This is a genomic window from Pararhodospirillum photometricum DSM 122 (assembly GCF_000284415.1).
Taxonomy (GTDB): Bacteria; Pseudomonadota; Alphaproteobacteria; order Rhodospirillales; family Rhodospirillaceae; genus Pararhodospirillum; species Pararhodospirillum photometricum.
Map to the genome: position 1 here is coordinate 3,120,751 of NC_017059.1, position 24,692 is coordinate 3,145,442.

16 protein-coding genes are annotated in these 24,692 nt (G+C 65.7%); 13 read left to right on the forward strand and 3 right to left on the reverse strand.

Features of this window, described 5'->3' with window-relative positions:
* Positions 1-62 precede the first annotated feature (62 nt).
* Positions 63-896 carry an IclR family transcriptional regulator gene (locus RSPPHO_RS14030; RefSeq protein ID WP_014415867.1) on the reverse strand — a complete coding sequence of 278 codons (834 nt, stop codon included), beginning with the start codon at positions 894-896 and terminating at the stop codon, positions 63-65.
* Positions 897-1,155: 259 nt separating this feature from the next.
* Between RSPPHO_RS14030 and RSPPHO_RS14035 the strand changes: the two genes are divergently transcribed.
* The 4 genes from RSPPHO_RS14035 (at position 1,156) to RSPPHO_RS14045 (ending at position 5,340) form a co-directional block, all read left to right on the forward strand.
* The gene (locus RSPPHO_RS14035; protein WP_041797516.1) at positions 1,156-3,243 is read left to right on the forward strand and encodes a TonB-dependent receptor; all 2,088 of its coding nucleotides are present in this window, start codon (positions 1,156-1,158) and stop codon (positions 3,241-3,243) included.
* A gap of 90 nt (positions 3,244-3,333) precedes the next feature.
* Entirely contained in the window at positions 3,334-3,618 is a 285-nt protein-coding gene (locus RSPPHO_RS14040) for a hypothetical protein (protein ID WP_041795638.1), read from the forward strand.
* A 1-nt stretch (position 3,619) separates the two neighbouring features.
* Positions 3,620-3,898 (forward strand): hypothetical protein, encoded by a 279-nt coding sequence (locus RSPPHO_RS18085; protein ID WP_051013900.1) that lies wholly within the window; start codon positions 3,620-3,622, stop codon positions 3,896-3,898.
* A 29-nt stretch (positions 3,899-3,927) separates the two neighbouring features.
* Positions 3,928-5,340, forward strand: a complete 1,413-nt coding sequence (locus RSPPHO_RS14045) for a PepSY-associated TM helix domain-containing protein (protein ID WP_242390503.1) — start codon at positions 3,928-3,930, stop codon at positions 5,338-5,340.
* Positions 5,341-5,549: 209 nt separating this feature from the next.
* Here RSPPHO_RS14045 and RSPPHO_RS14050 read toward each other — a convergent pair whose 3' ends face one another.
* Positions 5,550-7,058, reverse strand: coding sequence for an AMP-binding protein (locus RSPPHO_RS14050; RefSeq protein ID WP_014415873.1), 1,509 nt, complete (start codon positions 7,056-7,058; stop codon positions 5,550-5,552).
* Between the two features lie 107 nt (positions 7,059-7,165).
* Positions 7,166-7,996 carry a p-hydroxycinnamoyl CoA hydratase/lyase gene (locus RSPPHO_RS14055; protein WP_014415874.1) on the reverse strand — a complete coding sequence of 277 codons (831 nt, stop codon included), beginning with the start codon at positions 7,994-7,996 and terminating at the stop codon, positions 7,166-7,168.
* 132 nt (positions 7,997-8,128) lie between these two features.
* On the opposite strand from RSPPHO_RS14055, the gene RSPPHO_RS14060 reads away from it, so the two are divergent.
* From RSPPHO_RS14060 to RSPPHO_RS14100, 9 genes are all read left to right on the forward strand, one after another.
* Positions 8,129-8,581, forward strand: a complete 453-nt coding sequence (locus RSPPHO_RS14060; RefSeq protein WP_051013901.1) for a MarR family winged helix-turn-helix transcriptional regulator — start codon at positions 8,129-8,131, stop codon at positions 8,579-8,581.
* Positions 8,582-8,640: 59 nt separating this feature from the next.
* Positions 8,641-9,849: an MFS transporter gene (locus RSPPHO_RS14065; RefSeq protein WP_041795641.1), complete on the forward strand. Its 1,209-nt coding sequence runs from the start codon at positions 8,641-8,643 to the stop codon at positions 9,847-9,849.
* Positions 9,850-9,948: 99 nt separating this feature from the next.
* Positions 9,949-11,526, forward strand: a complete 1,578-nt coding sequence (locus tag RSPPHO_RS14070) for an acyl-CoA dehydrogenase family protein (protein ID WP_014415877.1) — start codon at positions 9,949-9,951, stop codon at positions 11,524-11,526.
* Between the two features lie 126 nt (positions 11,527-11,652).
* Positions 11,653-13,047 carry a sensor histidine kinase gene (locus tag RSPPHO_RS18090; RefSeq protein ID WP_157879253.1) on the forward strand — a complete coding sequence of 465 codons (1,395 nt, stop codon included), beginning with the start codon at positions 11,653-11,655 and terminating at the stop codon, positions 13,045-13,047.
* Entirely contained in the window at positions 13,044-13,736 is a 693-nt protein-coding gene (locus RSPPHO_RS14080; protein ID WP_014415879.1) for a response regulator, read from the forward strand. Before RSPPHO_RS18090 ends, RSPPHO_RS14080 begins: the two co-directional genes overlap by 4 nt.
* A gap of 262 nt (positions 13,737-13,998) precedes the next feature.
* A complete protein-coding gene (locus tag RSPPHO_RS14085) occupies positions 13,999-15,447 on the forward strand; it encodes a DUF4347 domain-containing protein (RefSeq protein ID WP_162138097.1) in 1,449 nt (482 codons plus the stop codon).
* Between the two features lie 2 nt (positions 15,448-15,449).
* Entirely contained in the window at positions 15,450-22,427 is a 6,978-nt protein-coding gene (locus tag RSPPHO_RS14090; RefSeq protein WP_242390707.1) for an Ig-like domain-containing protein, read from the forward strand.
* Positions 22,428-22,453: 26 nt separating this feature from the next.
* Positions 22,454-23,926, forward strand: a complete 1,473-nt coding sequence (locus RSPPHO_RS14095; protein WP_242390504.1) for a TolC family protein — start codon at positions 22,454-22,456, stop codon at positions 23,924-23,926.
* Complete coding sequence (locus RSPPHO_RS14100; protein WP_041795647.1) at positions 23,923-24,651, forward strand: efflux RND transporter periplasmic adaptor subunit; 729 nt, start codon at positions 23,923-23,925, stop codon at positions 24,649-24,651. Before RSPPHO_RS14095 ends, RSPPHO_RS14100 begins: the two co-directional genes overlap by 4 nt.
* Positions 24,652-24,692 lie beyond the last annotated feature (41 nt).

Consider the following 24,692-nt stretch of genomic DNA (forward strand, 5'->3'; position numbering starts at 1 on the left):
AGACGGGCGGTTGCCAGCCCTGGCGAGGCTCCTTTCCTTGCAAAAAAGGAGCCTCGCCGGGGTCACGGCGATGATGTCCGCTGGGTGTCTTCTCGCCTCTCCTCTCCCGTTTCCTGGCCTCCCGTTTCCTGGCCTCCCGTTTCCTGGGCAACGGCGAGAGCCGCCCGGGTGAGGGCGTCGCGGTCCTCGGGCTTGGAGACCTGCCCCAGGTTGGTCACGGTGGTCATGACGCAGACCAACTCGTGCTGGGCATCGAACACGGGGACGGCCTGCCCGGTGATTTCCGGCAGCAGGTGGCCCGTCAGTTCGGCCCGGCGCTCCCGTCGGATGCGGTCTAGGACTTCGGCGGGGGGCGGCGTGCCGCGGAAAGAGTCGGGCTGGCGCTGGCGGGCCGCCTCGACGTGATGCGGGTCCAAGAACGCCTGGAACACCAAGCCACAGGCCGTGTTGTCGAGCGGCAAGATATCGCCCAGGGCCAGCGAGCTGATGGAAAAATAAGCGCTGCGATACCAGCGCACCAAGGTGGGGCCACGTTCCGTCCAGATCGCCACCCCGCCACTGGCCGCGATTTGGCTGGCCAGGGCCTTCATGTGCCGGGCGGCGATCTCGACCGCGTCGGTGCGTTTGAGGGCGGCGATCCCGACACTGAGCGCCAACGGCCCCAGGTCGTAAAGACCGGTTTGGGCGTCCTGCCGGGCCAGCCCCTCCTTGACCAAGCTTTGCATATAGCGGTGCGCGGTGGAGCCGCCCGTGTCGGTGCGGCGCGCGAGCACGCCCAGGGCCAGGGGTTCCTCGGCATTGGCCAGCACGGTAAGGAAGCGCACGGCGATTGACACCGACTGGATGGTCCCCGGGCGTCGTTCCTCGGGGTCCCCTGGGGGCGAGGCGGTGGACATGGCGCAAAACTTTCCTGTTGATTTTGGAGGAAGGGAAGGCTGGGGAGGCGGGCCTCCCCAGACCCCTCGTTCCCGCTGGTGCTTCGCGTTGAGGGAATCCCCAGGATCGGAGGGGTCTGGGGAGGCGAGCCTCCCCAGCCTTCCTTTTTATCATCGACGGAAACCCACCCAAACCATTCCCTATTCCACAATGCGGGATGGATTCCGCAAAAGGGCCGCGCTAATGAAAGCCGTTGTCAATCGCAACGGAGGAGCCGTCATGTGGCCATACAGGAAGAATTTGACGCGTTTTTGCGGGACCGGTCTGGTCACGCTGTCCGCCAGTCTGGCGCCCCCTGCCTTGGCCGAGGATGGGCAAGAGGAAAGCGTCCTGACTCTTCCTGCGGTGGTGGTGAGTGGCGAAAAGATGGAGCGGGGGGTTGAGGATACCGCCTCCTCCGTGGCCATCCTCCCAGCGAAGGACCTGAGCGAAAAGGCCAAGGGCGCCTCTTCGGTCGCCGAGGCCCTGAGCGACGTTCCCAATGTGGTCTACACGGGGACGGTGGGGGCGCCTATCATTCGAGGGCAGGACACCCAGGGACCCAATTTTGGCTCGACGGCCTTTTTTGGCGGCACGATCCCGCGAGCGACCATTAACCTGGATGGTCATTACCAGAATTATTACGAGTATGTCTTCGGGACCACGTCCATTTGGGATGTCGAGAGCATCGAGGTCTTCCGCGGGCCGCAAACCACCTCCCAAGGGGCGAACGCGATCGCCGGGGCGATCATCGTCAACACCAAGGATCCGACCTTCAAGCCCGAGGCCTCTTATCAGGCCGAAATCGGCAGCTATGCCCGACGGCGGACCTCACTGGCCGTGTCCGGTCCCCTGGTGGGCGATCAACTGGCCGGACGCATGGCCATCGACTACTCGGGGCGCGATACCTTCATCGATTACGTCAACAAGAACTTCGCCAAGGGCGACACGGATCAGGACCTCCAATCCCTGAGCGCGCGCGGCAAGCTTTTGTGGGTTCCCGATGCCCTGCCGGGCCTGACCACCAAGCTCACCTATTCCTTTGGCAGTGCCAACCGCCCGACTTGGGAGAGCGCCTCGGCGCCGTATGACGATCTCGACAACAGCACGCTCTCCATGCCGAGTTGGGCACAGCACACCCATACCGGGGTGGCAGACGTCACCTATGATTTCGAAAATGGCCTGAAGCTGGTCAATCAGACCCAGTATTCGGATACCGGCGTCAAGCGCCTAACCGAGCCCGAGAGCAACGGCACCGCCAAGGTCGATCAAAACACGATCTCGAACGAACTGCGGGTCAACTACGGCAGCGCCCAGTCTCCTTTGAGCGGCATGGCCGGCCTCTATCTAGCCCGCACTGTGTCTGATGATTTGCTTTATCTTCGCGGCACCACGCGTTTTGACGACGAAAAGCAAAATCTTGGGCTGTTCTCCGAGGTTTCTTATCGTCTGGGCGAGCGCTGGACGCTCACCGGCGGGCTGCGGTATCAGCGCGATCATGTTGAGCGCAGCGGCACGTCGAGCTATGCCCGTCAGGCCCTGGACTATGACGAGTCCTTTGATGCGTTTTTGCCGAAAGTGTCGTTGGCGTATGACGTGACGCCGGAGGTCACGGTCGGGGCCATGATCAATCGGGGGTACAATCCCGGCGGCGTCAATCTCAGCTTTGCCAGTGCGCGCTATATCACCTTCGAGGCGGAAAGCGTCTGGAACTATGAACTCTTCACCCGCGCGCGCTTGCTCAACGACCGCCTGACCCTCAACGGCAATCTCTTTTATAGCCGCCACGCCGATTCCCAAAGGCTGCTGCCCGACTACTTGAACGGGGTGCAGTACGGCAGTGTTGTGGTCAATGCCGACCAAGCCCAGTCCTACGGGCTGGAACTGGGCATGGACTACCAGATGCTGGAGTCCGTGCGCGTGCGGGCCGGGGCGGGTTTGCTGCAAACCCACATCGGTTCTTTCACCGGGGCCGATGGCACCTCGTATGAGGGCAACGAATTCGGACGGGCGCCAAGCTACACCCTGAGTCTTGGGGCGGACTGGGACATTCTTCCCCAGGTTCGTTTGAGTGGCGAGGTCCGGCACACCGATGGGTATTTCTCCACCGATGAAAATATCTCGGCCTATGCCGTCGAGGGTTACACTGTGGCTAATGCTCGCTTGAGTTATGCGCCTCGCGAGTATTTTCAAGTCTACGTGTTTGCCAACAACATTTTTGACAAGCGGGCGCCGGCTTATTTGTACGACGACCGGACGGCGGGTGGGATCGTCGCTAACACCATTGAGCCGCGCATGATTGGTGTTGGGATCAAGGGGACGTTCTAGAGAGTGTTAGAGGAAGGCTGGGGAGGCGGGGCCTCCCCAGACCCCTCGGGATTTTTGTTCTGTCTCTTCTCGTTGACGTGGGGGTGTGCCATGTCGCTTGCCTTTTCTTTGGGGGTGGCTGTGAGTTTGGTGTTGATGGTGGTGGGGGGGCTGGGGGTTTATCTGGCGTCTCCCTCTCAGCGTTTGCTCGGTTCCGTGCGATCTCCTCGCCGTTTTCTTGTCGCGGGAGGGGTGCTGTGGGGGCTGGCGTTCCTGGTCTTGGGGGGGAGCATGCAGGGGGTTGCCGCCGCCTTTACCCTGGTCACCTGGGGCATGGTGGTTCTCATGGTGTGGCCCGTCGTGGCGGCGCTGCGCTTTGGGCGGGGAGGGCGCTGACATGACGCAGACTCGCTCCTGGAACTGGGGCTCCAAGCTCCTGGCCGGCACGGGGCTGGGGTTAGCCTTGGCCCTGGGCGTGAGCAGCATTCTTGTCTCCCTCCTGTCGTTTCTGCCCCTGGGGGTGGCGGCGCAGGCGGGGATGTGGGGGGTTGTGCCGGTTTGGTTGAGTGTGCTGGGGGCCAGCGTGGCGTTTCGTCGGGCCGGCCGGCTTTGGCTGGGGCTGGGCGGGGCCACCGTGGTGGTCTGGGCCATCGCTTTCCTGCTGCGCACCGTCTGACGGATTGCTTGAAGAGAAGGACCCCCGCCATGGCTCTCGATATTGTGCGGGCGTACCGCACGGTGCACACCTGGACCGGTATTTTGACCGGCCTTGCCCTTTTTATTGCGTTTTTTGCCGGCGCGCTCACGGTGTTCAAGGACCCGCTGACGCGCTGGGCTTCGCCCCCCACGGCGCGGCCGCCCTTGGTTTTGGAGCAGGGGCCCTCCTTGGTCGCTCGGACCCTGGCGGCGGCGCCGGCTGCGGCCGCCGAGTTCACCCTCCATTTAGGCAAAGGGGAGGCGGTGCCCGGGCCGCTGGAATGGCGGGTGACCCCCGGGGCCGCGCCGGGCGACGAGCCGCCCCATGACTCCCTGGGCCAACGCCATTATGTCGCGCATCTCGACGAGGCCGGCTCGCTCAAGATTGAGGAGGTCGCGCCGTCCAAGCTGGCCGAGTTCATTGATGTCTTGCACCGGGTGGTCGGCCTGCCCGTGGATACCGACCTTAGCCGCTGGATCATGGGGGTCGTGGCCGGGCTCTATGCCTTGGCCCTCCTCTCGGGGGTGATCTTGATTCTGCCGACCCTGGTGCGCGATCTTTTTGCCTTGCGTCCCGAGGGGCCGATCCGCCGGTTCTGGCGGGATTCCCATAACCTTGTTGGGCTTCTCAGCCTGCCGTTTCATCTGGTTATGGCCCTGACGGCGACGGTTTTTGCCTTTCATGACCAGATTTATGACCTGCAAGACGCCCTGATCCACGACGGCCGCTTGGCTGCCCTGTGGCATCCGCCGGCCCCGCCGCTCTCCGACCTCCGCCCCCTTGATCCGGCGCGGTTGCATCCGCCGGCCGATCTGGTGGCCCAGGCCCGGGGCCTGTCGCCCTCGTTTGAGCCGACCCATTTGCAATACCTGGGACTGACGGGGCCACGGCCGGTGGTCCGGGTCTGGGGGCAAGATCCGCAGGGCATCGCTTCGCGCGCCCTGGGCGGGTTCGTGGCCTTCAATCCCTATAGCGGCGCGGTGCTGACTACCGAGTATCTGCCCGGGCACCAAAGCGCCGCCCAAACCACGATCAGCAGCTTTTTTGCCCTGCATTTTGGGTCGTATGGCGGGACCCCGGTTAAAGTCATGACCTTTGTTTTGGGGCTGGCCGGTGCGTGGTTGTTTTATAGCGGCAATCTTTTGTGGATTGAGGCGCGGCGCAAGAGGCAAGGGCGCGATGTTCGGATCCTGGCCAATTTGACCGTGGGGGTTTGCCTGGGCTGCCTGTGCGGGATTGCCGCGACCATGGGCGCGGCGAAGTGGTTGCAGGGGGGGGGGAGGATCTCGCCCTCTGGCATGCGCGTGTTTATTACGCGGTGTTTTTTGGGGGCGTGGCCTGGGCGTTTTGGCGGGGCGCCGAGCGGGCCTGTGGTCATTTGCTGGGGCTGGGCGCTGTTTTGGCGGCGGCGTTGCCTTTGACCTCGCTGGTGGGGAGGCTGGTGCCCGCGTTGGGGTGGTGGGGGCATGTCAGCCCGGCTGCCCTGGCTGTCGATGGGGGGGCGCTGTTGATGGCGGTGGGCTTGGGCGTTCTGGCGTGGCGGACGGGGCGGCGGTAAGGGGAAAGGCAAGGCTGGGGAGGCGGGCCTCCCCAGACCCCTCCGTTCATGGGGATGATTGGGGGGAGGGGGTCAGGTCAGGGCGGGGGCGGTGGTGGCTTGGCGGCGGAGCAGGTGTTTTTGTACCTTGCCCGACCCGGTGCGGGGCAGGGCCTCGACCACATGGAAGACTTTGGGAATTTTGTAGCGGGCCAGGGAGGCTTGGCAGTGTTGGGTGAGTATTTCGGGGTCCAGGGTCCAGCCCGGGGCCTCGACGACGAACGCGCAGCCGACTTCGCCCCACTGGGGATCCGCCATGCCGATGACCGCCACCTCGCGCACGCCCGGATGCTCGATCAGGGCCGCCTCGACCTCAACGGGGGAGACGTTCTCGCCGCCCGAGATGAACATGTCCTTGCAGCGGTCCACGATGGCAATAAAGCCATCGCCATCGCGTCGGCCGATATCGCCGGTGCGGATCCAGCCGTCGTCGGTAAAACAGCGGGTGCGCTCCTCGGGACGGTTCCAGTACCCCGGGGTGACGTTGGGGCCGCGCACCAGGAGTTCGCCCGGCGTGCCATCGGGCACGTCACGGTCGGCGGGATCGACCAAGCGCACGCTGGTCAAGGGACCGGCCAGCCCCACCGCGCCGGCTTTGTCGCGCAGCAAGGGGCGCGACAAGGGCATGCCCAAGGTGGTGCCGGTCTCGGTCATGCCGTAGCCATCGACCATCAACACCCCCTGGTCAAGCCACCAGCGGATATGGGCCGGGGGATTGGGCGCCCCACCGGTGAACAAGGCCTTGAGCCGGGTCCAGTGCTGGGGGGCAAAGTTGGGGGCATGGCGCAACGCCTCGGCCATTTGCGGCACACAGAAGTAGTGGGTAATCCCCAAGCGGGCATCGCCCAGGCGCTCGTTGGTCTTTTCCGCCTCGAAGCCCGGCGAGACCAAAAACCGCCCGCCGCGCAGCAAGGGCGGCCAGATCTGAGTGACAATGCCGATGACGTGAAACATCGGGCTATCGCATAAAAAGGTGTCGCCGGTGTCCACCTCGCCCAGCACCGAAAAGTTGACGGCCGTTGCCATCAGGAATTGCCGGGTGAGGAGCACCCCCTTGGGCACCCCCGAGGTTCCCGAGGTATAGAGGATGATGCACGGATCCAGCCCGGAGGGCGTCGGCGGACGAGGCGCCGGCGTTTGGCTGTCCAGGTTTTTTGCCAAGGCATCCAGGCTGACCGCTCGGCAGCCCGGCGGCATGGCCGGCAAGGGATCGTCGGTGTAAAGCAGCCGGGGCGTGCAGTCGGCCAACAATCGGGCCAACTCCGGCGGCGACAGACGCCAATTGAGGGGCACAAAGATCGCCCCCAAACGCATGACCGCTTGCTGCACGATCACCTGGGAGACGCTGTTGCGCGCCAGCACCGCCACGCGATCCCCCGCCCCGATCCCCTCGCTTTGCAACACCGCAACAGCCCGCTGAATGTCCTGGTCGAACTGGCGATAGGTCCAAGACCGGCCGCTGACCAGATCCCGGCACACCTCGGCCTCGGGCCGCAACCCAGCATGCAGCGCCACGGGATCGGCGAAAACACCTTCCAGCATCGTTCTCCTCCCACTCTTTTTGTTGTTATCCTTAAAGGACCGAGGGGTCTGGGGAGGCCCGCCTCCCCAGCCTTGTTTTTTCTTGTCCCCTATCTTTCCCCGGAAAATCAGCCGGCCACCCGATCCTTGTCATAGGCCCCCAAGCCGGGCTTATAGGACTTCTCGTCGATAAACTGACGAATCCCTTCCTGACGTCCCTGACTATCGAAGGAATTCGCCGCCTCCTGGGCCCGCACCAGATAATCCTCGGCCTCGTCGTAGGGCATGAGGGCGACACGGCGCACCGCATCCTTGGTCGCCTTGAGCGCCACCGGGTTCTTGCCCAGCAGGGTGTGGGCCACGGTGCGCACCCGCTCTTCCAAGGCGGCAAGCGGCAGGCTTTCGTTGACCAAGCCCCACTCGGCGGCGGTCTTGCCGTCGATCGGCTCGCCCATCAGGGCGTGATACATGGCCTTGCGAAACGGCATCAATTCCACCGCCACCTTGGTGGCGCCGCCCCCGGGCAGGATGCCCCAATTGATCTCCGACAACCCGAACATGGCCTCGTCGGCGGCAAAGGCGAGGTCGCACGCAAACAACGGGCCGTACCCGCCGCCGAAGCACCAGCCATTGACCATGGCGATGGTCGGCTTTTGGTACCAGCGCAGGCGGCGCCACCACCCGTAGGCCTCGCGCTGCGCGCGACGGACGCCGCCCAGGCCCTGGGTCTCGGTCTCGCGGAAGTATTCCTTGAGATCCATGCCGGCACTCCAGGCCGTGCCCTCGCCGCTCAGGACCAACACCCCCACGTCGTCGCGAAACTCCAAGCTGTCGAGAACCTCCATCATGGTGCGGTTCAGGGCGGGGCTCATGGCGTTACGCTTGTCGGGGCGGTTGAAGCGCACCCAGGCAATGCCGTCAGCGACGTGGCAGGCAACGGTCTCGAGGTCCTGGCTCATGCCTAACTCCCTGTTCCAAAATTTTGTTACGGGCCTGGGGCCCGGGATTAACCGCTATATCTCATAGCGGGTTGACTGTTATGTGCCATAGCATTATCGTGTTGGCAAGAGGAACAATGCGTGAGAGAGGCCATGGCTCCGAAAGCCGAGAAAACCACCGCGACCCCAGCGCTTCCGGGATTGGACGACTTGGTGGGCTACCACCTGCGTCGGGCGTCGATTGTCGATCTCCAAGGGGCCAGTGCCGCCTTGGAAGCGGTGCGCAGCCGGCCGGTGCCCTTCAGTGTGCTGTCGTGCATCGTGGAAAGGCCCGGGATCAGCGCGGCCGAGATCTGTCGGGTCCTGGGGATGCAGCGGGCCAACATTGTTTCCATCCTGGCCGAGCTGGAGGAGCGCGGGCTGTTCCTGCGCGAGGCCGACAGCCGCGACAACCGCATTCAACGGCTGTTCCCAACCCGCCACGGCCAGGACGTCGCCGCTCAGGGGATCGAGCGGGTGGCGCAGCATGAAGAGGTTCTGCTCCAACACCTGAGCGTGGAGGAGCGTCACGAGCTTCGCCGGCTTCTGGCGAAGATTTGGCAATAAAAAAAACGGCCACAAAGGCCGATCCCGGGGTCTTGCCCCCCGGCGTCTGGGAGGAAACCATGACACGTGTTGACACCACCCCCGCGACCAGCGGGCGGGCCTTGCTGCTCGTCTTTTTGGCCGCCGTGATCGAGGGCTTTGATCTTCAATCCGCCGGCGTGGCCGCGCCCAAGCTGGTGCCGGTGTTTAGCCTGACGCCAAACCAGATTGGTCTCTTTTTCTCGGCGGCCACCGTGGGCCTGATCGTTGGCGCCTTGGCCGGTGGCCGGATCGCCGACGCCTGGGGGCGGCGGGCCGGCCTTGTCCTTTCGCTCGTGACCTTTGGCCTTTTTTCCCTGGCGACCGCTCTGGCCGCCAGTTTCGACCAACTGCTGATCATGCGCTTCCTGACCGGGGTGGGGCTGGGGGGAGCCTTGCCCAATCTGGTCAACATCGCCGACGAAGCGGCGGGGCCGGCGCGGCGGGCCCGGGCCGTGGCCCTCATGTATGCCGGCGTTCCCTTAGGCGGCGCCTTGGCTGGGCTTACGGTTCTGAGCGGACTTCAGGGCACCAGTTGGTCCTTTATCTTTATGGTTGGCGGCGTGTTGCCCTTGTTGCTGGCGCCGGTGGTGTATCTGGGCCTGCCTGCGCTGCGTGGAACCACGGCGGTGCGCCGTGGCATGGGGGACTCCTTGAAGGATATCGTGGCGCCCCCGGTCTTGTTCGCCAGTCTGGCCCTGTGGGTTTCGTTCTTCCTCGGGTTGCTCGTCGTCTATCTCCTGCTGAACTGGTTGCCGCAGCTTCTGGTTGCTCATGGCCTGACCCGCGCCGATGCCTCCTGGGTTCAGGTTGTCTTTAACATTGGCGGCGTGATCGGCAGTCTGGTGGGCGGGCGGCTCTTGGATCGGCGTCATCCCCTGATCCCGGTTGGCCTGGGCTTTGCCGCCACCGCCATCGCCTTGTTGATGATCGCCTTCCTGCCACCCTCCCTGGGCTGGATGCTTCTTGGCGGCGGCTTGGTGGGCGGCACCATCTTGTGCGTCCAGGCCGTGCTCTATGGCATGGCTCCCCAGTGCTATCCCTTCAGCAGCCGAGGCACCGGGGTCGGGGTGGCGGTGGCCATGGGGCGGCTGGGCTCGATCGCCGGCCCCTTGCTGGCCGGGGTGCTGGTGGCCGGCGGCAGCAGCCCGGCCGATGTCATGGTCGCCTTGGTGCCCATCATCCTGTGCGCGGGTGGCACCACCTTGATGCTCATTGCCCGCCATCGCCGTGAGGTGGTGCCGGCCTGAGGCAGGCCACGGTGCCGCCAGCCCCACGATCCCACGCTGGCGGCAGCCCGGCGCTTCCAACAAGGCCCCTCATCAAAAAAAGAACCTCAGGGAGGACCCATGATTCCCTTTGCCGCGCCCACGGACTGGATTTTGTTCAGCCTCGAGACCGCCGCCACCGCGGGTCCCCAGTCGGAGTGGGACCCAGAGCTGGCCCGGGCGGTCCTCGATCCCTTTGCCCGGCTGGCCGAGGAGGTCATCGCGCCCGCTGACCTGGCCGCCGACCATGAGGGCTGTTGCCTGGAGGGTGGGCGGGTGCGGTTGCCCCCGGCGATGCGAACCGCCTACCGTGCCTATGCCGAGCAGGGCTGGCCGGCCCTCTCGCTGCCCGAGCGGCACGGGGGGCAGGGCTTGGCGCCGCCGCTGCAAGGGGCGGTGACCGAGATCTTTGCCGGCGCCTGCCACGCCTTGCAGATGGTGGCCGGGCTGGTGCCCGGGGCGGCGCGTACCTTGGAACGCTTTGGCACCTTGGACCAACAAGAGCGCTGGTTACCGCGTCTGGCGTCCGGGGAATGGTTGGCCACCATGGCCTTGACCGAGCCTGGGGCGGGGTCGGACCTGTCGGGGGTGCGCACCCGAGCCGAGGCCGAAACCGGGGCCGCGCCGTGGCGGATCTCGGGGGAGAAGATTTTCATCTCGGGCGCAGACCAGGACCTGACGGAGCGCATCCTTCATTTGGTGCTGGCGCGCACCGGGCCGGCGGGCAGCGGCACCCGGGGCCTGAGCCTGTTTTTGGTGCCTTCCCACGATGAGGCGGGGCAGCGCCTGCCCGTTCAGGTGACGCGGCTCGAAGAAAAAATGGGGCTGCATGGTTCGCCCACCTGTCAGATGCTGTTCGAGAGCGCTACCGCCGAGCTTCTTGGGCCGGAGGGGGAGGGGCTGCGGGCCATGTTCACCCTGATGAACCACGCCCGTCTCGACGTTGCCTTGCAAGGCGTGGCCCACGCGACGCGGGCCAGCCACATCGCCACGACCTACGCCGCGACGCGGATCCAGGGCGGCCGTCCCCTGGCCGGGCATCCCGACGTGCGCCGGATGCTCGACACGGCCGAGGCCCTGGCCCTGGGCGGACGGGCCCTGTGCCATGTGGCCCTGGGGGCCTTGGACTGTCCGCAAACCGCGCCTTTGGTCGATTTCCTGACCCCGGTGTGCAAGGTGGCCTGCACCGAGGCCGGGATCGAGGCGGCGTCCCTGGCGATTCAGGTGTTGGGCGGCTATGGCTATTTGCGGGAGTATCGGGTGGAGCAGGTGTGGCGCGACGCGCGGGTGACGGCGATTTACGAGGGCGCCAACGGCATTCACGCGCTCTCTCTTGTCACCCGACTTTTGCGCCACGCCGAGGGGGCCGCCGCCGAGGCCTTTGCCCGGTTTGTCGGCGACAGTGGCGCTCTTGATGCTTTGGCCGTCTGGCAGGAGGCGCGACAGCAACTTTTGGCGCGGCCCGATCCCGCCCCGGCCGCCGACGCCTTCATGCAGTTGACCATCGAGACCGCGTTTGCCGCCGTGTGGGCGCGTCTGGAGCGGGCTGCGGATCATGCGCCCGATCCGGCGCGGCTGCGCGCCCTGGCGGCCTTTACGGCGGCCCGCCGCCCGGCCCGGCTGCGGTATGGGGCGGAGCTTGTGACGGTGGCGTTGTAACCGCTTTACGGGTATAAATCGGGAAGGGACTTGCCAGGCGCGAACTCAGGTTGGTATTGGCACTTTCATGGCGGTACTTTCAGGGGGGGGCCGCTTCCGAGCCCTCCGGGGAGGGCGCCGGAAGCGGTGCGTGAGCGATCCATGCGGCTTGATGTCGGTACTCTCGCGTTTACAACCTCGGTTTTGTCCTTGGCCCTAGCGGCGGCGACGGCCTTTATCGCCACCGGGCGCGGTGCCCGGCTGACCCGGGTGTGCTTTTCCGGGTCGGCGGCGCTGTATGGCCTGGGGCTGTTGTGTATCGTCTTTTGGCCGACGACCCCGCTGTGTCTGGTGACGGGCAACGCTCTGGTCATGGGCTCGGCGCTGTGTGCCCACGCCGGGGCTTGCCTGTACGCCGGCCGCACGGTCCACCCCTTGTCGTATGGCGCGGGCATGGTGGCGGTGCTCTTGGGACTGGCGCTGTCGTTCATGGAGGGGGGCGGGGGAACCGCCGCGCGGATCATTGTCATCTCGGCGTTACGGATTCCGTTTTTTCTGCACGCGGCTGCGGTCATTTACGCGGCCAGTTGCAAGACCGGGAGGCGCCCCGTCCATTTTTTGTTGATGGGGATCTTTTTCTGTTTCTCTTTGGTGCTGATTTTGCGCATCTGGAATGTTCTCTCCAGTGATGCGGCGTTGGAATCCTATCTGGATGCCATGGGGTTTTTGGCTATTTATTACCTTGCGATCGGTGTTTTCATGCTCTCGATGTCGATCGCCTTCTTGATGATTTGTTCCGAGCAAGACGAGCGGCGGCTGCGCGAGACCATCGCCGAGCAGACCCTGGCGCTGCGCGACGCCCGCGATCAGGCCGAGGCCGCCTCACTGGCCAAATCTCGCTTTATCGCAGCGGTCAGCCACGACCTACGCCAGCCTGTCCACACCTTGCGGCTGTTGCTTGCCGCCGCCGAACAGGCCCCGGAGTTGGAGCAACGCGATCTTCTGACGCAGATGAGGCGGGCCACCGGGTATCTGGCAGACAGTTTGCACGCCTTGCTTGATCTTTCTAAGATGGATGCCGGCTTGATTGTTCCCACGTGGCAGGACGTTTCCCTGGGACCCGTGCTCGAAGAACTGGAGGCCCGCTTCGCTCCCGAGGCCCGGGTCAGCGGGGGACGGTTGACGGTGGTGGCAAGCTCGGCCGTGGTGCGGACGGACCCGGTGATCCTCAAGCGGATCTTGGCGAATCTGATGGCCAATGCCCTGGCCGCAGCACGGGGGGGCGTTGTGCTCGTGGGCTGCCGGCGGCGCGGCGCCTTTTTGGAGATTCAAGTCTGCGACGACGGCCCCGGCATTGATTCCCGCCTTCTTGCCGATGTGTTCGACGAGGAGGGTCCGGCGCTCCCTGCTGGCGGGGGGATGGGTCTTACCATCGTGCGCCGCTTGGCCGATCTCTTGGGGCATCCGGTGCTGGTGCACTCCCAGCCCGGTCGGGGCACCTTGTTTGCCCTTCGTGTTCCCGTGGGGCGGGGGCAGGCATGACCCATCGCGACTGGCCGTCGTTGATTCGCCGCTTCAGGCAGGAAAACGATCTCACGCAGAGCGACTTGGCGACATTTCTTGGCGTGAGCCAAAAGAGTGTCTCGCGCTGGGAGCGGGGAGCCGACAAGCCAAACGAGGAGATCCGTCGGCGTTTGACCTTGTTGCTGGGGGAGGAGAAGGGGCGCGTGCTGGCCGGCGTGTGGGATTTTGTTCGCCACGCCGCCTTGCCCCTGGCCCTGGTCGATGATCGCGGCCATGTGCTGGTGGCCTCGCGAAGCTATCCCGTTCGCGATCCGGGGGAAGTCAGCCCGCACAAGCCCCCCACCGTTTTGGTGGTGGAGGATGACGAGGCTGTGCTCAAGGCGACCCAGGCTGTCTTGCGCCGCTGGCATTGTCTGCCCGTGGGGGTGGAGGGAGGCGAGGCGGCCTTGCGTCTTTTGGCCGAAGGGGGGATCGAGCCCCGGGTGGCTATTGTGGACTTTCTTCTGCCTGGGCCCTTGGATGGGGTGGATCTGGCGCGCCTCCTGCGGGAACGATGGCCTTTGATTTCTGTTCTGATTGTTTCGGGCGAGTCTACGGCAGAACGCATGTATAAAATTGCCGACAGCGGGCTGCCTTTCCTCGCCAAGCCGGTTGATCCAGAGGAAATGCGCCTGTATTTGACGCCGTTATTGCCCCTTTCTCCGTGATTTTTTCGGCATAACCGATCCGGCTTCGGAAAAATATCCTATAAATCATAGGGTTGCCTTTTTAAACGGGAGAGATTGGCGACGTCGTCCCTCCCGCGGCCGGGATTTAGGGGGGTTTGCCTTTTTGCGCGCTCAGTTTTTTTGATTCTCAACCTGGGGGTATCTTTCCTCGCCTACTCGGCTTTAGACGTTGCCGTCGTCCTGCCTCGTTTGAAAGCTCGTTGCTAAAGCGATGCTTTTTCGGAGATCAGGGATGAGCGCCATGTCCAAAGAGAGGTCCGGCCAGAAGGGTGGGGCGCCGTTGATCATGGCCCTTGAGCCCCGCTTGATGTTCGACGGAGCGGCGGCCGGCGAGGCGGCCCATGCCGTTGACGCCAGCGCCCACACGGCATCCGCCGACGTCCCCGCCCCGGTGACCGTGCGCGACGCCCAGCCGGACAAGAACGGCGGCAAAAAGGAAGCCGCCTTCATCGATACCTCGCTGGCCGACTTTAAGACCCTGGAGGCCGGTCTGCCCGAGGGGGTGGCGATCGTCGAAATCGACAGCGGGCAAGAGGGGCTGGCCCAGATCGCCCAGTGGGCCCGCGACAACAGCGGCTATGACGCCGTGCACATTCTCTCCCACGGGAGCGAGGCCGAGATCCGTTTGGGAACCGAGACCGTGTCCCTGGTCTCCCTGGCTACCCCCGACATCCAAGCCGAGTTGACCCAGATTGGCCAAGCCCTCTCCGTCGAAGGTGATCTGTTGCTCTATGGCTGCGATGTCGCCCAGGGCAAGGCCGGCCAGGACTTTGTGGCAGCGCTCGCCCGGATAACGGGGGCAGACGTGGCAGCATCGCGGGATATCACCGGCCCGGCGGCTGCATCGGGCAACTGGATCTTGGAGGTCGAGAACGGGGGGATCGAGACCCGCAGTGTGGCGCCCGCCGACTACCAAGGCCTGTTGCCGGTCGGCCCCACGACCACGGTGACCTCGGCCGCGCTGTCGGCCGATACCGGCAGCAGTTCGACCGACTGGATCACCAAGACCGCCGACCAGACCATCTCCGGCACCTTGAGCGCGGCGTTGGGGGCGGGCGAAAAGGTCGAGGTGTCGCTGGATAACGGCGCTACCTGGGCCGATGCCTCCTCGTACAGCGTGGGCTCCACCGCGTGGTCCACCACCGCCACCTTGTCGGGGAGCAACACCTTTCAGGGGCGGGTCAGTGATGGCTCGGCCAGCGGCACCGCCTTGAGCCAGGCCTATATCCTGGACACCACGGCCCCCGCCGCCCCCTCGGTGGCGATCAGCGCCGATACCGGTGCCAACACCAGCGATGGCATCACCAAAACGGCGACCCAGACCGTCACCGTGACGGCGGAGGCCGGGGCGGCCTTCTATGTCAACTATGGCGACAACACGACGGGCAGCGGATCGGGCAGCCACACCTTCACCAGCGATGGCAAATATACGATTTGGGTTTCGGCTACCGATGTGGCCGGCAACACGTCCGAAGGCGGAACTCTGATCGTCGTCGTTGACCGCAGCGCGCCCACCGACATCACCCCCAGCCAGACGGTCATTTCCTTGGATGGGGCCGCTCAGGGAGCCACGCTGGCCACCTTGCGTGCCACCGACGCCACCGCGATCTCGGACTATACCGATGCCTGGACCTACACCGTGACCGGGGGGCCGATCAGGCCAAGTTCAGCACCTCGGGCACAGCGTTGACCGTGGCCCAGGCCGGGGGGCTGGCCGTGGGGACCTATGGTGTCGAGGTGACAGCGACCGATCGCGCCGGCAACAGCGTTGCCAAAACCCTGACCCTGTCGATCGTCAACGGTCTTGACCTTAACGGGGCGGCGGCCGGGGTGGGCACCACCCGCGCCCTGGCCGACGCCGGGAGCGGTCTTGCCACCGCCACGGCCACGCTGGGCGACAGCGGCGGAAGTTGGGCCGGGGACGTGTTGACGGTGCAGCGGGTGAGCAGCACCGGCACCGCGGATGGCACGCCCAACGACGTCTTTTCCTTTACCAGCGGAGTCACGGCCAACCGCACGATCACCCGCGGTCAGGACGTGACCGATGGAACCTTGAGTGTGGGTGGCACTCAGGTTGCCAGTTGGACCTACACCAGCGCCAGCGGCCGTCTTAGCATCACGTTTAGCGCTGCCGCCAATGATGCGGCGGTGACGGCGGTCTTGCGGGCCGTCGGCTACAGCAACGCCACCCCCTATGGTACCGCCACCGTGCGCTTCTCCCTCAACAACGGCAGTGTGACCACCCACGCCGACGCCACGGTAACCAGTTCCACGTTTTATGTGGACCAAACCGCTTATGACACCGACGGTGATGCGGCTGACGGCTTCAATCTGGCCGAGGCCCTGGCCCGGGCGGTGGATGGCGACACCCTCTTGATCCAGGACGGCACCTATCAGGGGCAGTTCGTGGCGACCACGGGCGTGACCATCGATGCCGTCAACGGGGCCCAGGGTGCCGTGACCTTGGAGGCGCCCGACACCGCCAATCTCGTCAAGTCACCGCAAGATCAGCTCACCAACAATGGTCGCTGGCGCATGCCAATTCTGGATTTGCGCACCACGGTGGCCGGGCAGGGCACGGTGACGGTGCGCAACCTGACCATTGATGGCCGGTTCCAGGCCGTGGACGATGCGTTTAACGGCAACAAGGACATGATCGGCATTGGGGTGTTCGATACCAATGCGCTGATCGACAATGTCACGGTCAAGCGTATTGCCGTTACCCCCGATTCAACAACCGGCGAATACTCGGGCAACAGCGAGAACTATGGTTTTCTCGTTGAGGGCAGTAGCGCCCTGAGCAGCCGGGCGACGGTCACTATTCAAAATTCGACCATCAATACCTACCAAAAGACCGGCATCATCGCCTGGGGGCCGATGCTGCATGTCAACATCTTGAACAATACCATCACCGCCATGGGCGCCTTGGGCGTGTCGGTGCAAAACGGCATGCAGATCGGCTCGGCCGGCGCCCGCACCGGTACCACCGCGACCATTACCGGCAACACCATCAGCGGCCTCGGATCCAACAACCCGGTCTATGGCTCGTCCGGCATCATGCTGCGTCAAGCCGGGGTCAGCGAGGTGGCGAACAATACCTTCAGCGCGGAAGGGGGGGTGTCCGACGAAAACGGCGCCACCGTGGCGGTGAGCTTGTATGAAATGACGTCAAGCCTCAACGTTCACGACAACAATCTCGGCAATACGGCGGTGGGCATTTTTGTCGAATCGTATGGGAAGACCGGGGCGCACACGTTTACAAACAATAACTCTTCCCAAACATATTGGGCCATTTACGACAGCGACGACAACGGTACCGCTGTCAATCCCGAAACGGTGTCGGTTGTCTCTAGTGATCCGGTGAATAATAACGGCAACATTTTGCGGTATTACTTCTTTGGGGGGAACGACAGCTTTACCGACACGGGTGCCGGCAACAGCAAGATTGATGGCGGCGATGGCGACGACACCCTGAGCGCCGGGGCCGGCGACGATACCTTGATCGGGGGGGGCGGCGCCGACCTCCTGACCGGCGGGATCGGTGACGATCGGTTCCATATCGGCGACGGCGATACCATCACCGACCTCTCGCGGCGCGATGCCTTGGTGGTGACGGGGGCGGTGGTGCCGGTCGGCCGCATGAGCGTGTCCACCAGCGGCGCCGACGCCCTTTTGGCCATCGACACCGATGGTGTCGGCGGCGCCGACCTGACCGTGACCCTCTCGGGCTTCGCCGGTTTGACGGTGGCCGACCTGATCGTCAACAACAACGCCACCGACACCTTCATCACCGTCACGCGCACCAGCCGACCCGCCACCAGCGTGGCCACCGCCACCTTGTCCGCCGACACCGGAAGCAGCAGCAGCGACTGGCTGACCAACACGGCCGCCCAGACCCTGAGCGGGACCCTCTCGCGGAGCTTGAAGGCCGGGGAAAAGGTCGAGGTGTCCTTTGACAACGGCGTCACCTGGGCCGATGCCACCACCTACAGCACCGGCGCAACCACGTGGTCCACCACGGGAACACTGAGTGGCAGCGGCACCTTCCAGGCTCGCATCAGCGATCCCTATGGGGTCGGTACCCCGGTGTCCCAGGCCTATGTCCTTGATACCACCGCGCCCGCCGCGCCCAGCCTGACCCTGGGCAGCGACACCGGGGCCAGTGCCAGCGATGGCGTGACCGGGACTCCGGGCCAGACTCTCACGGTGAACGGCGACGCCGGGGTGACTTTTAACATCGACTACGGCGACGGCACGCCCCATGGCAGCGCCGGCGGCCTTCACACCTATGCCCAGGACGGCCGCTACACCGTTACTGTCACCGCCACCGATGCCGCCGGTAATGTCTCCAGCCCCACCACGCGGGTGCTGGTCATCGACCGCACCGCGCCGACCGCCATCACGCCCAGCGTTTCCTCGGTGCCACGGGCCAGCGCCAGCGTGGGGGCGACTTTCGCCACCCTCAGCGCCACCGATGCCACGGCGATCGCTGGCTTTACCGACGCCTGGACCTATACGATCACCGGAGGGGCTGACCAAGCCAAGTTCAGTCTCTCGGGCAACGCGCTGGTGGTCAGCCAAGCCCTGGCGACCGGCTCGTATCAGGTCGAGGTGACGGTGACCGATACCGCCGGCAACACCTTTGCCACCCTCTTGACCTTGGGGGTCACCGCCTCGCTGCCGACCACCACCATCCCCAGCGCCACCTTGTCGGCCGATACGGGGAGCAGCGCCAGCGACTGGATTACCAACACGGCGGCCCAAAGCGTGAGCGGTACCCTGAGCGCGGCCCTGTCCAGTGAGGAAAGCGTCGAGGTGTCCTTCGACAACGGCCAGACCTGGAGTGCGGCGACCGTGAGCGCCGATCGGACCCGGTGGAGTGTCGGAGCCACCCTGAGCGGCAGTGGTACCTTCCAGGCTCGGGTCAAAAACAGCGATGGTGGCGGCCCGGCCTTTTCGCAGGCCTATGTCGTTGATGCCAGCGCCCCGGCCCAGCCCGAGGTGACGCTGGAGGAGACCAGCAACGTCCTGACCCAGAGCGTGACGGTGAACGCCGAAGCCGGAACCACCCTTGATATTGACTACGGCGATGGCACGTCCCACGGCAGCGCCAGCGGCTCCCACGTCTATGCCCAGGATGGTCGCTACACCGTGAGCGTCACCGCCACCGATGCGGCGGGCAACGTGTCGAGTGTGGCGACGAGCGAAATTGTCATCGACCGCACGGCGCCGAGCGACATCACGCCGTCCCGCTCCACGCTGGGGCAAAGCAATGCCGGGGCCGGCAAGACGTTCGCCCTCTTGAACGCGACCGATGCCACGGCGATTCCCGGCTTTAGAGAGAGGTCTCGATTTACCGTGACCGGGGGGGCTGATCGGGACAAGTTCCGTGTGTCCGATGAGAGCCTTGTCATCGCCCAGCCCGGGGGGCTGGCGGTGGGGACCTACAGCGTCGAGGTGACGGCGACCGACCGGGCCGGGAACACCTTCAGCAAGACCTTGACCCTCACCGTCTTTGGCGTGCCGACCACCACCATCCCCAGCGCCACCTTGTCGGCCGATACCGGGACCAGCGCCAGCGACTGGATCACCAACACGGCGGCCCAAAGCGTGAGCGGCACCCTGAGCGCGGCCCTGGCCAGTGAGGAAAGCGTCGAGGTGTCCTTCGACAACGGCCAGACCTGGAGCGCGGCGACCATGAGCGCCGATCGGACCCGGTGGAGTGTCGGCGCCACTCTGAGCGGCAGCGGCACCTTCCAGGCCCGGGTCAAGAATGCCGAGGGGACCGGCCCGGCCTTCTCGCAGGCCTATGTCGTCGATACCAGCGCCCCGGCCCAGCCGGATCTGACGTTGGCCGGGCCGGCGGTGAGCAACACGCCGACCCACAGCGTGACGGTGAACGCCGAAGCCGGAGCCACCCTTGATATTGACTACGGCGATGGCACGGCTCACGGCAGCGCCAGTGGTGCCCACGCCTATGCCCGGGACGGTCGCTACACCGTGAGCGTCACCGCCACCGATGCGGCGGGCAACGTGTCGAGCGCCGCGACCCGCGAGATCGTCATTGATCGCACCGCGCCCAGCGACATGACGGTGGCGCGTGCCACGCTGGGGCAGAGCGCTGCCGCAGCCGGCGCGACATTCAGCGCCTTGAACGCGACCGATGCCACGGCGATCGCCGGTTTTACCGACGCCTGGACCTACGCGATCACCGGAGGGGCCGATCGGGGCAAGTTCAGCGTGGTCGGGCAAACCCTGGTGATTGCCCAGACCGGGGGCTTGGCGGTGGGGAGCTACAGCGTTGAGGTGACGGCAACCGACCGGGCCGGGAACAGCGTCACCAAGACCCTGACCCTGAGCGTGGTCAGCGGGCCGACCACCACCATCCCCAGCGCCACCTTGTCGGCCGATACCGGGACCAGCGCCAGCGACTGGATCACCAACACGGCGGCCCAAAGCGTGAGCGGCACCCTGAGCGCGGCGCTGGCCAGTGAGGAAAGCGTCGAGGTGTCCTTCGACAACGGCCAGACCTGGAGCGCGGCGACCATGAGCGCCGATCGGACCCGGTGGAGTGTCGGCGCCACTCTGAGCGGCAGCGGCACCTTCCAGGCCCGGGTCAAGAATGCCGAGGGGACCGGCCCGGCCTTCTCGCAGGCCTATGTCGTCGATACCAGCGCCCCGGCCCAGCCGGATCTGACATTGGCCGGGCCGGCGGTGAGCAACACGCCGACCCACAGCGTGACGGTGAGCGCCGAAGCCGGAGCCACCCTTGATATTGACTACGGCGATGGCACGGCCCACGGCAGCGCCAGTGGTGCCCACGCCTATGCCCGGGACGGTCGCTACACCGTGAGCGTCACCGCCACCGATGCGGCGGGCAACGTGTCGAGCGCCGCGACCCGCGAGATCGTCATTGATCGCACCGCGCCCAGCGATATGACGGTGGCGCGTGCCACGCTGGGGCAGAGCGCTGCCGCAGCCGGCGCGACATTCAGCGCCTTGAACGCGACCGATGCCACGGCGATCGCCGGTTTTACCGACGCCTGGACCTACGCAATCACCGGAGGGGCCGATCGGGGCAAGTTCAGCGTGGTCGGGCAAACCCTGGTGATTGCCCAGACCGGGGGCTTGGCGGTGGGGACCTACAGCGTTGAGGTGACGGCAACCGACCGGGCCGGGAACAGCGTCACCAAGACCCTGACCCTGAGCGTGGTCAGCGCGCCGACCACCGCCATCACCGCCGCCGCCTTGTCGGCCGATACCGGGACCAGCGCCAGCGACGGCCTCACCAAGACCACCGCCCAGACCCTGAGCGGCACCTTGAGCGCGCCTCTCGCGACCGGCGAAACGGTCGAGGTATCCCTCGATAACGGGGCGACCTGGAAAACCGCAACCGCCGGGGTGGGGGCGAGTGCGTGGTCGGTCGAGGCCACGTTGACCGACGCCGGGGTGGTCTTGGCCCGGGTCAGCAATGCCCAGGGGACGGGAAGCGTGTTCACCCTGGCCTATACCCTGGACACCAGCGCGCCCGCCGCGCCGACCCTGAGGGCCACCCTCACGGCGGGCAGTCAGGAGGTGACGGTCTCCGGGAGCGGCGAGCCCAACAGCACGCTGATCCTGAGCGAGGGCGGCACGACCTTGGGAACGGTGACGGTGGACGCCACCGGGCGTTGGACCTGGAGCGGGACCTTGGCGTTTGGCGAGCACAGCCTCGTGGCCCAGGCAACCGACACGGCCGGGAACACCGGCCCGGCGGCGACGCTGGCGGTGTCGTTGGTGGCCTCGCTGCCTGCGACCACTCCCCGCGATTCCGTCGCATCGACGACCCCGACCCTTGAAAGCGACGCGCGGGATACGCGCTCTACGGCCACGGCGTTTGCCGAGGGGAGTGCCGACTCCTTGCGCACCGTCGTGCGGGCCGGAGGGACCGATTCGGGCGGCGCTTTGGTGACCTCGGCGAGCGGACTCGCCCCGGTTTCCTTGGTGACGATGGTTGGGGCCGGCGCCTCCAGCCCAGGGCAGGGGTGGGGCCTTGGATCCTCCTCGGCGGAGTCGAGGACGGGGACGTCGTCTTTGGCCGGGCAGGGGGGGGCCGCGTCGTTCGGCGGGCGGGTGGACCTTGGCAGTTCGGGGCTGACCGCCGCCACTAGGGGCAGCTTCCCGGTGCTGGTTGGAACCCGGGCCGCCGGCCAACCCGACAGCTTGGTCTCCAACGATCCGATCGCCGACGTGGGCTTGGCCCTGGGCGAGCGTTTCGAGGTCAAGGTGCCCTCAACGGCCTTCGTTGATACCCAAGCCAGCGCTGCGGTCACCTTGGACGCGACCCGGGCTGACGGCGAGGCCTTACCAGCGTGGATCAGCTTTGATGCCGAGACCGGGACCTTCCGGGGCACGCCGCCGGCAGGGTTTAGCGGTGAGGTGGTGGTTAAGATCACGGCCCGCGATAGCGCCGGTCGTGAGGCGGTCCAGACGTTCAAGATTGTCGTTGGCAAGGGAACCGGTCTGGCGCCGGGCGAGCAGCGCGGGGATCTCGGCGGCGGGGCGGTGCGCCACGCCCTGATGCCGGGACGGGCCAGTCTGACGGCGCAGTTTCAGCGCATGAGCCCAGAGGGGCGAGCCGCCCAGATGCGGGCCCAGTTCGGGGCGGTCGCTGACCGGGTTGGGGTGTGACGAGGGGGATGAAAATGGGGGTTTCCATGAAGATGCGTCTGGGGCTGAGTGTCTCCTTCCTGGCGCTGCTGTCGGCTTGCGCCGTCCAGCCCGAGCCGTTCACGGCGAGCGATCTGGCCCAGCAGGCGCTCGACGACCGGCTGGCACTGTTCAAGGATACCGCGCCGCTGGCCGGGCCAATGACGCTGGACGAGGCGATGGCCCGCGCCTTGGCCCATAACCTGGACAAGCGCTCCAAGATGATGGAGGAGGCGTTGGCCCTGGGTCAGACCGAGGTCGATGCGTTCGAGATGCTGCCCAAGCTGGCCGCCAACGCGGGGTACACTTACCGATCCGAGTACTACGCAACGCGCTCGCGTGATCTCGTGACCGGCATCACCAACCCCAACATCAATCCGACCTACTCCCAAGACCGCGAGGTGTTCACCTCCGATCTGACCATGTCCTGGAACATTCTTGACTTCGGCGTGTCCTATTACACCGCTCACCAAAACGCCAACCGAGCCCTGATCGCTCAAGAGCGGCGGCGCAAGGCGGTGCACACCCTGGTCCAGGAAGTGCGCACGGCCTTTTGGCGCACGGCGGCCTACCAAACCCTGAAAGGCGACGTGGATCGCACCATGCAGGAGGCCCAGGCCGCCCTGGAGCGCTCGCGCATCGTGGAACGAGAAAACCTGAGGGCTCCGGCCGAGGCGCTGCGCTACCAAAAGTCGCTTCTGGAAACCTTGCGCCAGTTGACCCTCTTGCAACAAGACCTCTCCACCGCCCCCCTGGAGCTGGCCGCCCTGGTCAACCTGCCGCCAAGTCAGGACATCCGCGTGGTGGTGCCCGCGGATCTGGCGGTGCGGATCTGGGACATGCCCCTGGAGCGCATGGAGGATCTGGCCTTTAACAACAACCCCGATCTGCGCGAGCAGGGCTACCAGACGCGCATCGCCGTCGAGGAAACCCGTAAGGCGATCTTGAAGCTGCTGCCCGGTGTCAGTCTGACAGCAGGACCACAGTACGACAGCAACAGCTTCCTGGTCGATCAGCAGTGGTTCAGCGCCGGGGCCAAGCTGTCTTGGAGCCTGATGAACTTGGTGGCGGCGCCCACCACGCTGAAGCTGGCCGACACCAACGAAAAAGTCGCCGAGGCCCGGCGTCTGGCCCTGCGGATGGCCGTTTTGGCCCAGGTGCACGTGGCCGAGCGCCAGTTCCGCAACGCCGTGACCCAGTTCCGCCAGTCCGACGCCTTGTGGTCGGTGGATCGGCGCTTGGCCGAGCTGTCGGAGGCCCGCAGCGCGAGCAATGCCCAAGGCGTGCTGGAGCGCGTGGCGGCACAGGCGTCGAGCATCACCTCGCAGGTCCGCCGGTTCCAGGGCTATGCCCAGATGGAGCAGGCTTACGCCAAGATCCTGTCAACCCTGGGCGAGGATCCCCTGCCTCCCGAGTCCGCCGGTCCGCAGGCCAGCCCGAGCGGGGCGCCAGGGGCGGTCCTCGCCGCACAGCAGCCATGAGGGGGTCTCGCGCCGGGGTCGCGCTGGTGCTGGCCCTGGGGGTCGCCCCGGCCGGCGCCCAGACCGGCCTGGATCTGCGCGCCCAGTTGAGCCCGCGTGATTTCACCACCTTGGCCGCCGAGATCGGCGCCAAGGTGGACCGGCTCACGGTGCGCGACGGCGACCGCTTCACCAAGGGGCAGGTCCTCGTCGGCTTTGACTGCTCGATGCAGAAGGCCCAGCGGGACGAGGCCCGCGCGGCCCTATCGGCGGCGGAAAAGACCGTGGCCGTCAACCGACGGCTCCTGGAGCTCAAGACCATCGGCAAACTGGAGAACGACCTCGCCCTGGCCGAGGCGGATAAGGCCCGGGCCCGCATCGCCGCGACCTCGGCCGCCGTGGGCAAGTGCCAGATCGAGGCGCCCTTCGATGGTCGGGTGGTGGAACAAAAGGTGCGTGCCCAGCAATTTGTCCAACCCGGCCAAGCCCTGCTCGACATTCTGGATGACTCGGTGCTGGAGTTGGAGGTGGTGGTGCCCTCGAAGTGGCTGGCTTGGCTCAAGCCCGGCACCGCCTTTCAGGTGGTCCTCGAGGAAACCGGCAAGACCTACCCGGTCAAGCTGGTGCGGACCGGGGCGCGCATCGACCCCGTGAGCCAGACGGTCAAGGTGACCGGGGCCATCGGGGGGCATTTTCCCGAACTGCTTGCCGGGATGAGTGGCCAAGTCTTGCTGGCCGAGCCCTGATCCAGCCTCGATCGCGGCTGGTGTCACGCTCTCTTTTTGTG

Bases quoted from the DNA above. Each gene is read 5' to 3' on its own strand.
- RSPPHO_RS14055 (WP_014415874.1), bottom strand. From the start codon at position 7,996: ATGAGCCAGGACCTCGAGACCGTTGCCTGCCACGTCGCTGACGGCATT.
- RSPPHO_RS14045 (WP_242390503.1), top strand. From the start codon at position 3,928: ATGGCTCTCGATATTGTGCGGGCGTACCGCACGGTGCACACCTGGACC.
- RSPPHO_RS14070 (WP_014415877.1), top strand. From the start codon at position 9,949: ATGATTCCCTTTGCCGCGCCCACGGACTGGATTTTGTTCAGCCTCGAG.
- RSPPHO_RS14080 (WP_014415879.1), top strand. From the start codon at position 13,044: ATGACCCATCGCGACTGGCCGTCGTTGATTCGCCGCTTCAGGCAGGAA.
- RSPPHO_RS14035 (WP_041797516.1), top strand. From the start codon at position 1,156: ATGTGGCCATACAGGAAGAATTTGACGCGTTTTTGCGGGACCGGTCTG.
- RSPPHO_RS14095 (WP_242390504.1), top strand. From the start codon at position 22,454: ATGAAGATGCGTCTGGGGCTGAGTGTCTCCTTCCTGGCGCTGCTGTCG.
- RSPPHO_RS14065 (WP_041795641.1), top strand. From the start codon at position 8,641: ATGACACGTGTTGACACCACCCCCGCGACCAGCGGGCGGGCCTTGCTG.
- RSPPHO_RS14050 (WP_014415873.1), bottom strand. From the start codon at position 7,058: ATGCTGGAAGGTGTTTTCGCCGATCCCGTGGCGCTGCATGCTGGGTTG.
- RSPPHO_RS14040 (WP_041795638.1), top strand. From the start codon at position 3,334: ATGTCGCTTGCCTTTTCTTTGGGGGTGGCTGTGAGTTTGGTGTTGATG.
- RSPPHO_RS14100 (WP_041795647.1), top strand. From the start codon at position 23,923: ATGAGGGGGTCTCGCGCCGGGGTCGCGCTGGTGCTGGCCCTGGGGGTC.
- RSPPHO_RS14030 (WP_014415867.1), bottom strand. From the start codon at position 896: ATGTCCACCGCCTCGCCCCCAGGGGACCCCGAGGAACGACGCCCGGGG.
- RSPPHO_RS14060 (WP_051013901.1), top strand. From the start codon at position 8,129: ATGGCTCCGAAAGCCGAGAAAACCACCGCGACCCCAGCGCTTCCGGGA.
- RSPPHO_RS18085 (WP_051013900.1), top strand. From the start codon at position 3,620: ATGACGCAGACTCGCTCCTGGAACTGGGGCTCCAAGCTCCTGGCCGGC.
- RSPPHO_RS14085 (WP_162138097.1), top strand. From the start codon at position 13,999: ATGTCCAAAGAGAGGTCCGGCCAGAAGGGTGGGGCGCCGTTGATCATG.